General features: G+C 61.5%; 14 protein-coding genes. 9 read left to right on the top strand and 5 right to left on the bottom strand.

Translation table 11 applies throughout. The features are described from left to right. Nucleotides 1–4 precede the first annotated feature (4 nt). The 4 genes from AB4O36_RS04015 to AB4O36_RS04000 all read left to right on the top strand — a co-directional run bounded on the left by AB4O36_RS04015 (nucleotide 5) and on the right by AB4O36_RS04000 (nucleotide 4,825). Entirely contained in the window at nucleotides 5–2,758 is a 2,754-nt protein-coding gene (locus AB4O36_RS04015; protein ID WP_460141100.1) for a response regulator, read from the top strand. 158 nt (nucleotides 2,759–2,916) lie between these two features. Next, nucleotides 2,917–3,909, top strand: a complete 993-nt coding sequence (locus AB4O36_RS04010) for a 2-hydroxyacid dehydrogenase (RefSeq protein ID WP_460121821.1) — start codon at nucleotides 2,917–2,919, stop codon at nucleotides 3,907–3,909. A 77-nt stretch (nucleotides 3,910–3,986) separates the two neighbouring features. Next, nucleotides 3,987–4,421, top strand: a complete 435-nt coding sequence (locus AB4O36_RS04005) for a hypothetical protein (RefSeq protein ID WP_460141099.1) — start codon at nucleotides 3,987–3,989, stop codon at nucleotides 4,419–4,421. Beyond that, on the top strand, nucleotides 4,421–4,825 hold the full coding sequence (locus AB4O36_RS04000) for an META domain-containing protein (protein ID WP_460121817.1): 405 nt from the start codon (nucleotides 4,421–4,423) through the stop codon (nucleotides 4,823–4,825). The genes AB4O36_RS04005 and AB4O36_RS04000 overlap by 1 nt, the downstream gene beginning before the upstream one ends. Nucleotides 4,826–4,876: 51 nt before the next feature. On the opposite strand, the gene AB4O36_RS03995 is transcribed toward AB4O36_RS04000, so the two are convergent. Next, nucleotides 4,877–5,344 carry a TlpA disulfide reductase family protein gene (locus AB4O36_RS03995; protein ID WP_460141098.1) on the bottom strand — a complete coding sequence of 156 codons (468 nt, stop codon included), beginning with the start codon at nucleotides 5,342–5,344 and terminating at the stop codon, nucleotides 4,877–4,879. Nucleotides 5,345–5,458: 114 nt separating this feature from the next. Between AB4O36_RS03995 and arsC the strand changes: the two genes are divergently transcribed. The 3 genes from arsC to AB4O36_RS03980 are packed head-to-tail and all read left to right on the top strand — an operon-like array spanning nucleotide 5,459 to nucleotide 6,833. Next, a complete protein-coding gene (gene arsC, locus AB4O36_RS03990) occupies nucleotides 5,459–5,812 on the top strand; it encodes an arsenate reductase (glutaredoxin) (protein WP_460121814.1) in 354 nt (117 codons plus the stop codon). Next, nucleotides 5,809–6,405 (top strand): NAD(P)H:quinone oxidoreductase, encoded by a 597-nt coding sequence (gene wrbA / locus AB4O36_RS03985; protein ID WP_460141097.1) that lies wholly within the window; start codon nucleotides 5,809–5,811, stop codon nucleotides 6,403–6,405. The genes arsC and wrbA overlap by 4 nt, the downstream gene beginning before the upstream one ends. A gap of 2 nt (nucleotides 6,406–6,407) precedes the next feature. Next, the gene (locus AB4O36_RS03980) at nucleotides 6,408–6,833 is read left to right on the top strand and encodes a DUF2069 domain-containing protein (RefSeq protein WP_460121810.1); all 426 of its coding nucleotides are present in this window, start codon (nucleotides 6,408–6,410) and stop codon (nucleotides 6,831–6,833) included. 102 nt (nucleotides 6,834–6,935) lie between these two features. Here AB4O36_RS03980 and AB4O36_RS03975 read toward each other — a convergent pair whose 3' ends face one another. After that, complete coding sequence (locus AB4O36_RS03975) at nucleotides 6,936–7,610, bottom strand: DNA-3-methyladenine glycosylase I (protein ID WP_460121808.1); 675 nt, start codon at nucleotides 7,608–7,610, stop codon at nucleotides 6,936–6,938. A 21-nt stretch (nucleotides 7,611–7,631) separates the two neighbouring features. Next, nucleotides 7,632–8,456 carry a tRNA 2-thiocytidine(32) synthetase TtcA gene (gene ttcA / locus AB4O36_RS03970; protein ID WP_460121806.1) on the bottom strand — a complete coding sequence of 275 codons (825 nt, stop codon included), beginning with the start codon at nucleotides 8,454–8,456 and terminating at the stop codon, nucleotides 7,632–7,634. A 295-nt stretch (nucleotides 8,457–8,751) separates the two neighbouring features. Between ttcA and AB4O36_RS03965 the strand changes: the two genes are divergently transcribed. Together AB4O36_RS03965 and AB4O36_RS03960 are read left to right on the top strand one after the other, a co-directional pair. Then, nucleotides 8,752–9,354, top strand: a complete 603-nt coding sequence (locus AB4O36_RS03965) for a Yip1 family protein (protein ID WP_460121804.1) — start codon at nucleotides 8,752–8,754, stop codon at nucleotides 9,352–9,354. Between the two features lie 158 nt (nucleotides 9,355–9,512). Beyond that, complete coding sequence (locus tag AB4O36_RS03960; protein WP_460141096.1) at nucleotides 9,513–10,007, top strand: SprT family zinc-dependent metalloprotease; 495 nt, start codon at nucleotides 9,513–9,515, stop codon at nucleotides 10,005–10,007. A 119-nt stretch (nucleotides 10,008–10,126) separates the two neighbouring features. Here the strand turns inward: AB4O36_RS03960 and AB4O36_RS03955 are convergent, their stop codons facing one another. Further along, entirely contained in the window at nucleotides 10,127–11,308 is a 1,182-nt protein-coding gene (locus AB4O36_RS03955; protein WP_460141095.1) for a CaiB/BaiF CoA transferase family protein, read from the bottom strand. Nucleotides 11,309–11,452: 144 nt separating this feature from the next. Then, a complete protein-coding gene (locus AB4O36_RS03950; protein WP_460121799.1) occupies nucleotides 11,453–12,787 on the bottom strand; it encodes a dicarboxylate/amino acid:cation symporter in 1,335 nt (444 codons plus the stop codon). Between the last annotated feature and the right edge of the window lie 52 nt (nucleotides 12,788–12,839).

Here is a 12,839-nt window from a genome sequence, read left to right as displayed (position 1 = left end):
TGGCGTGCTCAAGAAACTGGGAATAAAAGGTCGCGTGCTGTTGCTGACCTTGCTTCCAACCAGCCTCATGGCGTTGGTGTTGGGCGGCTATTTTACCTGGGTACAGCAATCGGACCTGCAAACCCAACTGATACAGCGCGGCGAAATGATCGCCGAACAGCTCGCGCCTCTCGTCGCCCCGGCCATGAGCCACAATGACGCCGAGTTGTTGGAGCGCATCGCCACCCAGTCCCTGGAAACGCCCGACGTACGCGCAGTGACGTTCCTTGCGCCAGACCGCACGCCGCTGGCCCACGCCGGCCCGACCATGCTCAATCAAGCCCCTCTGGGCAATGGCTCGCAAATGCTGCGACACAGCGGCAACGACGCAACCCGCTACCTGCTGCCCGTGTTCGGCAAACACCGCAACCTGGCCGGCGACCTGATTCCCGAAGAAACCGAGCGCATGCTGGGCTGGGTCGAACTGGAAATCTCGCACAACGGCATGCTCCTGCGCGGCTACCGCAGCCTGTTCGCCAGCCTGTTGCTGATCGCCGCCGGCCTGGCCGCCGCGGCGTTGCTGGCGTTGCGCATGGGCCGCACGATCAACCGGCCACTGAACCAGATCCAGCAGGCAGTGGCGCAACTCAAGGACGGTCACCTGGAAACCCGCCTGCCGCCCCTCGGCAGCCAGGAACTGGATGAACTGGCCTCCGGCATCAACCGCATGGCCGGCACCTTGCAGAATGCCCAGGAAGAGTTGCAGCACAGCATCGACCAGGCCACCGAAGACGTACGCCAGAACCTGGAAACCATCGAGATCCAGAACATCGAGCTGGACCTGGCGCGCAAGGAAGCCCTGGAAGCGAGCCGGATCAAATCCGAATTCCTCGCCAACATGAGCCATGAGATTCGTACGCCGCTCAACGGCATTCTCGGCTTCACTCACTTGCTGCAAAAAAGCGAATTGACCCCGCGCCAGCTCGACTACCTGGGCACCATCGAAAAATCCGCTGACAGCCTGTTGGGCATCATCAATGAGATCCTCGACTTTTCGAAAATCGAGGCCGGCAAGCTGGTGCTCGACCACATTCCGTTCAATCTGCGTGATCTGCTCCAGGACACACTGACCATCCTTGCCCCCGCCGCCCACGCCAAGCAGCTGGAACTGGTGAGCCTGGTGTACCGCGACACCCCGCTGTCGCTGGTGGGCGACCCGTTGCGCCTCAAGCAGATCCTCACCAACCTGGTGAGCAACGCGATCAAGTTCACCCGCGAGGGTACGATCGTCGCCCGCGCCATGCTGGAAGACGAACACGAAGACAGCGTGCAACTGCGTATCAGCATCCAGGACACCGGTATCGGCTTGTCCAACGAGGATGTGCGCGCACTGTTCCAGGCCTTCAGCCAGGCCGACAACTCGCTGTCCCGGCAGCCCGGTGGCACCGGCCTGGGCCTGGTCATTTCCAAGCGATTGATCGAACAGATGGGCGGCGAGATCGGCGTCGACAGCACCCCTGGCGAGGGGTCGGAGTTCTGGATCAGCCTCAACCTGCCCAAGACCCGCGACGATGCCGAAGACATGCCCGGTGCGCCGCTGCTCGGACGTCGCGTCGCGGTACTGGAGAACCATGAACTGGCGCGCCAGGCCTTGCAGCACCAACTGGAAGATTGCGGCCTGGAAGTCACGCCATTCAACACCCTGGAAAGGCTCACCAATGGCGTGATGGGCGCCCACCAGACCGATCAGGCCATCGACCTCGCCGTGCTCGGCATTACCAGCAACGACATGCCACCCGAACGCCTCAACCAGCACATCTGGGACCTCGAACACCTGGGCTGTAAAGTGCTGGTGCTGTGCCCGACCACCGAACAGACGCTGTTCCATCTATCGGTGCCCAACCCCCACAGCCAGCTTCAGGCCAAACCGGCCTGCACCCGCAAGCTTCGCCGGTCGTTGTCCGACCTGGTCAACCCGCGCCAGACACGCAGCGAGCCCGGGGAACCGGTCGCCAGCCGCGCTCCGAAAGTGCTGTGTGTCGACGACAACCCGGCCAACCTGCTGCTGGTGCGAACCCTGCTTGAAGACCTCGGCGCCAAGGTACTCGCGGTCGAAAGCGGCTACGCTGCCGTCAAGGCCGTACAAAACGAAACCTTCGACCTGGTGCTGATGGACGTACAGATGCCTGGCATGGATGGACGCCAGAGCACCGAAAGCATTCGCCAGTGGGAAAGCGAACGGCACAGTACGCCGATGCCGATCGTGGCGCTCACCGCCCATGCCATGGCCAACGAAAAGCGCGCCCTGTTGCAAAGCGGCATGGACGATTACCTCACCAAGCCGATCAGCGAACGGCAACTGGCCCAGGTGGTGCTGAAGTGGACTGGCCTTGCCTTGCGCAATCAGGGGCCGGACCGGTCCAGCGACGGCCATGGCAGCGGCCACGAACTGCAAGTGCTCGACCAAGAGGAAGGCTTGCGCCTGGCTGCCGGCAAACAGGATCTGGCCGCAGACATGCTGGCGATGTTGCTGGCTTCGCTGGAAGCTGATCGCGAGGCGATCCGCGTGGCGCGCGAGACCCACGACCACACTGCGCTGATCGAACGGGTGCACCGCCTGCATGGCGCCACCCGTTATTGCGGGGTGCCGCAACTCAGGGCCGCCTGCCAACGCAGCGAAACCCTGCTCAAACAGCAAGACCCGAAAGCCGGCGCCGCGCTGGAAGAACTCGACCGGGCGATCAATCGCCTGGCCGCCCATGCGCGGATTAATGCTTGATCAAACCGCTTTCTGTAGGAGCAGCCGGTCGACGCTCGATTGCTCGCGATGGTCGTCAACGATGACGCGGGCAGCCTGATTCCCCAAGGTGTCCTTGAGTCCATCGCGAGCATGCTCGCTCCTACAGGATTGCAATCTTCCCCCCCAAGGAATAACGCATGCGTACGATTCTCTTCAGCAGTCAGAACTACGACCGCGACAGTTTTCTGGGCGTCGACCTTCCCGCAGGCATCGAGTTGCATTTCCAGTCGGCACGGCTGAGCCTGGACACCGCGGCGCTGGCCGAGCAGTTTGAGGTGGTCTGCGCGTTCATCAACGATGATCTCAGCGCTCCCGTGCTCGAACAGCTGGCCGCCGGCGGCACCCGACTGATCGCCCTGCGCTCGGCCGGTTACAACCACGTCGACCTGGCCGTGGCCAAGCGCCTGGGGTTGACGATCGTGCGGGTGCCAGCCTATTCCCCCCACGCGGTGGCTGAACATGCGGTGGCGTTGATCCTGGCGCTGAACCGGCGCCTGCACCGCGCGTACAACCGCACGCGCGAAGGTGATTTCACCTTGCACGGGCTGACCGGCTTCGATCTGGTGGGCAAGACCGTCGGCGTGGTCGGCACCGGGCAGATCGGTGCGACCTTCGCGAAGATCATGCACGGTTTCGGCTGCCAGCTCCTGGCCTATGACCCCTACCCCAATCCCCAGGTCCAGGCGCTGGGCGCACGGTACATGGAGTTGCCGCAGTTGCTCGCCCAATCGCAGATCATCAGCCTGCATTGCCCACTCAATGCGCAAAGCAAGCACCTGATCAACCGCGACTCCCTGGCGCACATGCAACCCGGCGCCATGCTGATCAATACCGGGCGCGGTGGACTGGTGGACACGCCGGCGCTGATCGACGCCTTGAAGGACGGCCTTCTGGGATACCTGGGCCTGGACGTCTATGAAGAGGAAGCCCAACTGTTCTTCGAAGACCGCTCCGACCTGCCGCTGCAAGACGACGTGCTGGCTCGGCTGTTGACCTTCCCCAACGTGATCATCACCGCGCACCAGGCGTTTCTGACTCGCGAAGCCCTGGGTGCGATTGCGGCGACTACGTTGCAGAATATTGCCGCCTGGGCTGCCGGCAGCCCGCAAAACCGGGTGGATGTCGACTGAACCAGATCGAAGGTCGCTTCTGCGCGCAGTGCGGCAACGATGTCCGTGCTAGCATTCCGCGCAGATTTGGAGGACCCATGGTCGAACACGATTTCCGCTACAACCTGATGAACCCGCAACACACCCTCACCGAATGCCGCGCCCTGGTACCTGGGCGTTATCAGGTCACCGGCAACGGTGGCTCGATTCGCAACAATGACGTGCTGATCGTGACCCTCAAAGGCGCCAAGGACCTGTCCATGCGCCTGACCGTCGAAACGGTTCGCCACCTGATCAACCCGCCCGGCCAATGGGTCGCGGTGGCCAATGGTCCGGTTTTCGGCGAGTTGGCGATCCACACCTGGAAGGTCAATTGCGACAGCTGCGCCAAGGAGCTGAGCTTCGAGTTCGCGGTCGACGCCAAGTTGGGCAACAAGGCTGAAAAGCCAGCCGCCACTGCGCGGATTGCAGAGCTGGGCTGGAAAAGCGTTGGCGAAAAGCACCTGTGCCCGAAATGCCAGGAGCCTGCGTGATGAAACGCCTCGCCCTGACTGCGATGGTCAGCGCCAGCCTGTTGGGCTGCGCTGCCGAGCCGGTGCAACTGCAACAAAACCGCAGCTACATCCTGGAATGGATCGGTGAGCGGCCATTGATGGATTACAGCCACCTGACCATCACCCTCGGCGAAGATGGTCGGGCCTATGGCAGTGGCGGCTGCAACCACTGGTTCGCGCCCTACACGCTCGATGGCGACAAGCTGAGTTTCGGCAAGATCGGCAGCACCCGCAAAATGTGCGCGCCAGCGCTCATGGAGCAGGAAAAACGCTTCCTCCAGGCGCTGGAAGGCGTGCAACGCTGGGACGTGTCGTCGATCGAGCAGATGCGTTTCTGGCCTGCCGAGGGCAAGCCGCTGCGCTGGTGGCTTGAAGAGGGTTGAGCCCTTCACACTGATCGGTCCCGCGTTTGCGCGCGAGACCGATCACGTCGCTCAGTTGGTCGCTTGCAGGGCCTCCAGCTTGGCCATGACCCCCGCCGCTGTCTGTTCGCCCATCAATTGCTCGCGCACCTTGCCCTTGTTGTCGATGATATAGGTCACCGGCAGCGCTTCGCTGCGCGGTAGATCGAAAACTTCGCTTGGGTCCTGTGCGAGCACGGTGAACTTGATGCCCAGCTTTTCACTGGCGCTTTTCAGTTCTTCACCCTGCACGTTGTCGAAGTTGACCCCGAATACGCCGATTTTCCTGGCTTTCAATTGCTCGGCCAGTGTGTTCAGTTCCGGGATCTCGGTGCGGCACGGGCCACACCATTCCGCCCAGTAGTTGAGCACCAGCCATTGCTTGTCCAGTCGTTCGGACGCGACTTTCTGGCCGTTCTGGTCGATCCCATAATCGTTGCCACAGCCCCCCAGCATCAGCGCTGCGAATATCGCGAATGCCGCTGCCAATCGCCTTGTCATGTCGTGATCCTTGTTCAAAATTGAATGCGCCTGCGACCCATCGCCTCCCAAGGTTCAGGATTGCGCGCTGCACAGTTAGAATAGCTGCCACCTTACGCCAAATGCGACCCGCACATGACCGATCTGACGCTTTATCACAACCCGCGCTGCTCGAAATCCCGTGGCGCGCTGGAACTGCTCGAAGGCCGTGGCCTGACCCCGACCGTGGTCCGTTACCTCGATGAACCGCTGGATGCCGCGCAAATCCAGGGCTTGCTGAAAAAGCTCGGGCTGAGCGCCCGGCAGATCCTGCGTACCGGCGAGGATGAATACAAAACCCTCAACCTCGCCGACGCCACCTTGAGCGAAGCGCAGTTGATCGCTGCGATCGCCGCGCACCCCAAACTCATGGAACGCCCGATTCTCGCCGTCGGCGACAAAGCCGTCATTGGTCGTCCACCGGAGCAGATCCTGGAACTGCTGCCATGAGTACGCCGTACATCCTGGTGTTGTATTACAGCCGCAGCGGCTCGACCAACGAGATGGCCCGGCAGATTGCACGGGGTGTCGAGCAGGCCGGGATGGAAGCGCGCCTGCGCACCGTGCCGGCCATCTCCGCAGAATGTGAAGCCGTGGCGCCGGACATCCCCGTCGAAGGCGCGCTGTACGCCAGCCTCGACGACCTGAAGAACTGCGCGGGTCTGGCCCTGGGCAGTCCGACGCGCTTCGGTAACATGGCGGCGCCGCTCAAGTACTTCCTGGATGGCACCAGTAACCTGTGGCTGACCGGTGCGTTGGTGGGCAAGCCAGCGGGCGTGTTCACTTCGACCGCCAGCCTGCACGGCGGCCAGGAAACCACTCTGCTGTCGATGATGCTGCCATTGCTGCACCACGGGATGCTGATCACCGGACTGCCCTACAGCGAATCGGCGCTGCTGGAAACCCAAGGCGGCGGCACCCCCTATGGCGCCAGTCATCACGCCGGTGCCGATGGCAAAAGCGGCCTGGACGCCCACGAAGTGGCGCTATGCCGCGCGTTGGGCATGCGGCTGGCCAAGACCGCACAGAAACTGGAGGGCTGAGGGTGGCCAAGAAGACGAAAGTCCTGCCCGCCATTGAATGGCTCGAACCGCGCGTGCGGGCCATGCGTGTGATCAGCCTGCTGTGTTTTGTCGGCCTTGTGGCGCTGCTGTGCGTCTACTACCTGCTGGTAGCGGATCTGCACGGTGCCCGGCCCTGGGTGATCCTGTTGATCGAACTGGTGCCGTTGCTGTTGCTCGCCCCCGGGATGATCACCGGCAGCCCGCGTGGCCACTCATGGATGTGCTTTGCCGTGAACCTGTATTTCATCAAGGGCGCGCTCGCCGCGTACGACCCGAACCGGCAGTGGTTTGGCGTGCTGGAAATGGGCGCGAGCCTGGCGGTGTTCTGCTCGGCGTTGTTGTATGTGCGGTGGCGGCATCAGTTGAACCGCAAGTTGGCGGGGGAAGGTCAGGTCTCTGTCGCCTGACAGCCCCCCTGTAGGAGCGGGCTTGCCCGCGATAGCGGCGGCACCTCCAGCATCAATGTGTCAGGAGTACCGCCATCGCGGGCAAGCCCGCTCCTACAGGGATCAGTGATTGGCGGTGTAAGCCAGCATCATCGAGATCTGGCTCATTGGCCGCCCGCCGCTCTCTTCGTGCCACTGGTTGAACACGTCCTGCACCAGGGCGAGGTCGCGCAGGCTGGTCGGCACCTTGTCGATGATCTTCTGCGCATTGAGCGCCGCGACAACGTCATAGCTCGGAACAAAGGTGTCCTTGCCGACCATGCGCAGGAAGCGGGGGGCCGATAGCCCGCCCAACTGACTGCCGCGCTTTTTCAGGTACGTCCACAATCCGACGATGTCGGTCACTGGCCAGTCGGCGATCAAGTTGCCAAAGCTGCCCTTCTCATGGGCCACGTCGAGCACGAACTGCGCATTGCGCGGAACACTCTTGAGCTTGCCCAGGTGGCGGATGATCCGCGCGTCCTGCATCAGGCGCTCAAGGTGTTCGGCGCTCATCAGCACGACCTTTTCTGGGTCGAACCTGAAAAACACTTCCTCGAAGGCCGGCCACTTGGCGTCCACCAGGCTGTGCTTGAGCCCGGCGCGGAACACGCGCAAGGCCATGGTCGAGAGGTAGCGATCGTCGGTGATATCGCGCAACTGCGCAGGGGTCTTGGGAACGGGAAGATGGGCTTGCAGTTCAGCGGCCGAACCGAAGCGGTTCAGGCAGTACTCGTTCAGCCACTTGTAATCGCGCATGCCCTCTCCTGAGGTGTTTGATCAGAGATTCACGACATTGACGAAGCGCGAGGCCGCCGTTTCGTCGATCTTCAGGCTGGTGAAATCGAACAGGTTGCGGTCGGCGAGTTGCGACGGGATCACGTTCTGCAGACTGCGGAAAATGCTCTCGGTGCGGCCCGGCGTCTTGCGCTCCCACTCCACCAGCATGTCCTTGACGACCTGGCGCTGCAGGTTTTCCTGGGAGCCGCAGAGGTTGCACGGAATGATCGGGAACTGCTTGAAGTCCGAATAGGCCTGAATGTCCTTTTCGTTGCAGTACGCCAACGGGCGAATCACCACGTTGCGCCCATCGTCGGCGCGCAATTTCGGCGGCATGGCCTTGAGCGAGCCATTGAAGAACATGTTGAGAAAGAAGGTTTCGACGATGTCATCGCGGTGGTGACCGAGGGCCATCTTGGTCGCGCCGATTTCATCGGCAAAGGTATAGAGCGTGCCACGACGCAGGCGCGAGCACAGCGAGCAGGTGGTCTTGCCTTCCGGGATCAGTTCCTTGACGACCGAGTAGGTGTCTTTTTCGACAATGTGGTACTCGACACCGAGGGTTTTCAGGTACGCCGGCAGCACGTGCTCGGGGAAACCCGGCTGCTTCTGGTCCATGTTCACGGCAACGATCTCGAACTTGATCGGCGCAACTTTCTGCAAGTGCATCAGCACGTCGAGCATGGTGTAGCTGTCCTTGCCACCAGACAGACAGACCATGACCTTGTCGCCGTCCTCGATCATGTTGAAATCGGTGACGGCTTCACCCGCCAGGCGGCGAAGGCGCTTTTGCAGTTTGTTCTGGTTGACCGAGAGAGTGCCCATGACGCGAAATCCGTGAGGTGTGACGAAAGGCCGGCATTTTACGCATAAACGCCGGGCGGGCGAAGCGCTCTCTGTCTGCTGTGCCGGCACCACGGGGGTAGTGCGTTGGAAATATCCGACGGCAATTAACAGCCCTGTTTACAGCGCGATTTGCTCTAACCCCTCTGCACCTGCGCCAGTAAGACCTTCCTATACTGCGACATAAGGTCGCATAGATATCCAGACCTTTACTGGCCGCATTGGCCTGTAAGCGCTCCACTGGGGGGCGACGGTAAAAACAAGAGGAGTGACTGGCATGATCCATCACGTAGTGGGGCTCTTCACCCACCCCGACCAGGAATGGAAAGACATCCGTGGCGATCAGGAAGAAAGCATCAGCCACATGTACCTGACCCACACGCTGATCCTTGCGGCGATCCCCGCCGTGTCGGCGTTTATTGGCACCACACAGGTCGGCTGGGTTATCGGCAACCGTCCGCCGGTCATGTTGACGATGGAAAGCGCGCTATGGATGACAGTGATGTCGTATCTGGCGATGCTCGGGGGCGTGGCCGTAATGGGCGCTTTCATTCACTGGATGGCGCGTACCTACGACGCCAATCCGAGCCTGGCACGCTGCGTCGCGTTTGCGACCTACACCGCGACCCCGCTGTTCGTCGGCGGCCTCGCGGCCCTGTACCCGCACATGTGGCTGGGGATGATCGTCGGGACGGCGGCCATCTGCTACACGGTGTATCTGCTGTACGTGGGTCTACCGACCTTCATGAACATTCCATCGGATGAGGGATTCCTGTTTTCAAGCTCGGTGCTCGCCGTCGGCCTGGTCGTACTGGTGGCCATCATGGCGTTCACGGTCATCGTCTGGGGACTCGGCGTGGGGCCGGTCTATACCAACTAGCGACGCGTCACCCAATCAAGAAAATCTGCCAATACGGGCCGCCGCAAGGCGGCCTTCTAATATCCGGATACCAGGGGTACAACGACCATTCGGCACCTGGGCGATTCGCAAGGCCCCGGGGTTGCGGCATACTCGACGTCTCTGGAGATCCATCAAGCATGCCCGAGCAACTCAACACCCGCGTCGAAGACTGTTTCCAACAAGCCGAATCCTTTTTCAAACGACCTTTCAAACGCCCTGTGGTGAGCCTCAAGCTGCGCGGGCAAAAAGCCGGTGTCGCGCATCTGCACGAGAACCTGCTGCGTTTCAATCCGCAGCTGTACCGGGAAAACACCGAAGACTTTCTCAAGCAGACCGTGGCCCATGAGGTCGCGCACCTGATCGCGCACCAATTGTTCGGCGACACCATCCAGCCCCACGGCGAAGAGTGGCAGTTGATCATGCGCGGGGTGTACGAATTGCCGCCCAATCGCTGCCACACCTATGACGTCAAGCGCCGCAGCGTGACCCGCTACATCTACAAGTGCCCGTGCGCCGACAGCGATTTCCCTTTCTCGGCCCAGCGCCACAGCCTGGTGCGGCAGGGCCGGCGGTATCTGTGCCGGCGGTGTCGCAGTACGTTGGTGTTCAGTGGGGAGATGCGGGTGGAGTAGCTGGTTTTTGTAGTGGCTGGACTGGCCCCATCGCGGGCAAGCCCGCTCCCACAGTGATCTATGGCGTTCGCAAAACCCCTGTAGGAGCGGGCTTGCCCGCGATGGGGCCCGCCAAACCACTACAGAATTACCTTGGCCCCCCGCAGCTGCGCAATCCGCTGTTCAGTGAACCCCAGCTCCCCCAGCACCTGATCAGTATGCGCCCCCACCCCCGCGCCGATATGCCGAGACTGAGGTAACCCATCGGAAAACTTCAACGGGCAAGCCATCTGCGCCTGGCTCGAACCATCCCCCCGAGGCACCTGTGTCACCACTTGCCGCGCCTGCAACTGCGGATGGCTGACCGCTTCGCCGAGGCTCAGCACCGGCTCGACACACGCATCCAGCTCGGCGAACAACGCGCACAACTCCGCGAAGTCATGTTTCTCGAATTCGATCTTCAATGCCTCCTTGAGCTGCTTCTGCCGGGCAGGCTGCGGCGACAGGCCCAGGGCTGCCAGTTCTTCGAGTCCCAGCGCCGTGCACAATTGCTTCATGAAAGCCGGCTCCAGGCTGCCCACTGACAACCAGCGGCCGTCCCGTGAACGGTAGTAATCATAGAAACTGCCACCATTGAGCACCTGGGTCTCGCGCCCCGGCTCCTCGCCACAGGCCAGGTACCCGGCGCCGGCCAAGGCATTCAGGCTGAAGGCACAATCGGTCATGCTCACATCCAGGTACTGCCCGACACCGCTGTGCTGGCGGGCGATCACCGCCGCCAGCAGTCCGGCGACGGCGTGCAACGAGCCGCCGGCGACGTCCGCCACCTGCATGCCCAGCGGCAGTGGCCCGGCGTCAGCGCGGCCGGTGTAGCTTGCCGGCCCTGCCAACGCGAGGTAATTGATGTCATGACCGGCGCGATCCCGGTAGGGACCCGTCTGCCCGTACCCGGTGATGGACACGTAGATCAACCTGGGGTTGATTGCTTTCAGCGCTTGATAACCCAAGCCCAGTCGCTCCATCACACCAGGGCGAAACTGCTCCAGGACAATGTCGTAGTCGTGCAGCAGGGACTTGATGATCTCCAGTGCCTCGGGCTGCTTGAGGTCGAGCGCAAGGCTGCGCTTGTTGCGATTGAGGTAGGCATGGCTCGCCGACACGCCCCGGTCATGGGGCGGCAGCACGCGCAGCAGATCAGTGCGGGTCGGCGACTCGATGCGCAATACCTCGGCGCCCATGTCGGCCAGAAGCAGCGAGGCAAACGGCCCCGGCAACAGTGTCGAAAAATCCAGAATCTTCAGCGATGCCAATGGACCGAGCATGAGTGACCTCCAGGTGCAATAACTCAAGCCTAGGCAGCCGTTGGCGTTGCGGCAATCACCCGAAGTGTCAGTAACTGTGACCGTTACGCTCAAATCACAGGCATGAAAAAACCCGCCGAAGCGGGTTTTTCCTATGCGGCGGGTTTACTTGACGCTGCTCGGGGTTGGGCCTTCGGCCACGCCCAGGTCGTCTTCTTCACGCTCGTCAGCAATACCGCGGCCACCAGAGGCCAGTTCGGCTTGCAGCACGTCGGTGTCCAGTTCCTTGACCCACTTGGCCACGACCACGGTAGCAACGGCGTTGCCGACCAGGTTGGTCAGGGCACGGGCTTCGGACATGAAACGGTCGATACCGAGGATCAGCGCCAGGCCGGCAACCGGCAGGTGGCCTACCGCGGACAGGGTGGCAGCCAATACGATGAAACCGCTACCGGTCACGCCAGCAGCACCTTTGGAGGACAGCAGCAACACCACCAGCAGGGTGATCTGGTGAGTGATGTCCATGTGGGTGTCAGTCGCTTGAGCGATGAACACGGCCGCCATGGTCAGGTAGATCGCGGTACCGTCAAGGTTGAACGAGTAACCGGTCGGGATCACCAGACCCACGACGGATTTCTTCGCGCCCAGGCGCTCCATCTTGATCAGCATGCGTGGCAGTACCGATTCCGAAGAAGAAGTACCCAGCACGATCAGCAGTTCTTCACGGATGTAGCGGATCAGCTTCAGGATGCTGAAGCCGTGAGCGCGAGCGATACCGCCCAGCACGATCAGGATGAACAGCAGGCAGGTGATGTAGAAGCACGCCATCAACTGGCCCAGTTGCACCAGCGAGCCGACACCGTAGGCACCGATGGTGAATGCCATGGCACCGAAGGCACCGATTGGCGCGAGCTTCATGATCATGTTGATGATGTTGAACATCACGTGGGCGAAGCGATCGATGAAGTCCAGAACCGGCTTGCCGTAGGCACCCAGGCGATGCAGGGCGAAACCGAAGATCACCGAGAACATCAGCACTTGCAGGATATCGCCAGTGGCGAAGGCGCCAACGATGGTCGACGGGATCACGTTGAGGATAAAGCCGACGACGCTCTGGTCAGCACCGGCCGAAACGTACTGAGCGACTTTCGAGGCGTCCAGGGTGGCCACGTCGATGTGCATGCCGTTGCCCGGCTGAACGACGTTCACCACCACCAGGCCTACCAGCAATGCGATGGTCGAAACGATTTCGAAGTAAAGCAGCGCGTAGCCGCCGGTCTTGCCGACCGACTTCATGCTCTGCATGCCAGCGATACCGCTGACAACGGTGCAGAAGATGATCGGGGCGATGACCATTTTGATCAGCTTGATGAACCCGTCACCCAGTGGCTTTACCGCCACACCGAGCTGAGGATAGTAGTGACCGAGCAGGATGCCGATAACGATGGCAACGATCACCTGGGCATACAGGGATTTGTACAGTGGCTGACGAGTCGTCATTGCAAAGTTCCTCAAGAGCGCGGCGCGACAACATCCACCTGTTGTCGACGAC

It is taken from the genome of Pseudomonas sp. S2_E01 (assembly GCF_054668365.1).
The sequence above is the reverse complement of the archived record's forward strand: the minus strand, read 5'-3'. Positions and strand labels throughout refer to the sequence as shown.

Coding starts and splice junctions, on each gene's coding strand:
- AB4O36_RS04010 (WP_460121821.1), top strand. CDS start 2,917: ATGCGTACGATTCTCTTCAGCAGTCAGAACTACGACCGCGACAGTTTT.
- AB4O36_RS04005 (WP_460141099.1), top strand. CDS start 3,987: ATGGTCGAACACGATTTCCGCTACAACCTGATGAACCCGCAACACACC.
- AB4O36_RS04000 (WP_460121817.1), top strand. CDS start 4,421: ATGAAACGCCTCGCCCTGACTGCGATGGTCAGCGCCAGCCTGTTGGGC.
- AB4O36_RS03995 (WP_460141098.1), bottom strand. CDS start 5,344: ATGACAAGGCGATTGGCAGCGGCATTCGCGATATTCGCAGCGCTGATG.
- arsC (WP_460121814.1), top strand. CDS start 5,459: ATGACCGATCTGACGCTTTATCACAACCCGCGCTGCTCGAAATCCCGT.
- wrbA (WP_460141097.1), top strand. CDS start 5,809: ATGAGTACGCCGTACATCCTGGTGTTGTATTACAGCCGCAGCGGCTCG.
- AB4O36_RS03975 (WP_460121808.1), bottom strand. CDS start 7,610: ATGCGCGATTACAAGTGGCTGAACGAGTACTGCCTGAACCGCTTCGGT.
- ttcA (WP_460121806.1), bottom strand. CDS start 8,456: ATGGGCACTCTCTCGGTCAACCAGAACAAACTGCAAAAGCGCCTTCGC.
- AB4O36_RS03965 (WP_460121804.1), top strand. CDS start 8,752: ATGATCCATCACGTAGTGGGGCTCTTCACCCACCCCGACCAGGAATGG.
- AB4O36_RS03960 (WP_460141096.1), top strand. CDS start 9,513: ATGCCCGAGCAACTCAACACCCGCGTCGAAGACTGTTTCCAACAAGCC.
- AB4O36_RS03955 (WP_460141095.1), bottom strand. CDS start 11,308: ATGCTCGGTCCATTGGCATCGCTGAAGATTCTGGATTTTTCGACACTG.
- AB4O36_RS03950 (WP_460121799.1), bottom strand. CDS start 12,787: ATGACGACTCGTCAGCCACTGTACAAATCCCTGTATGCCCAGGTGATC.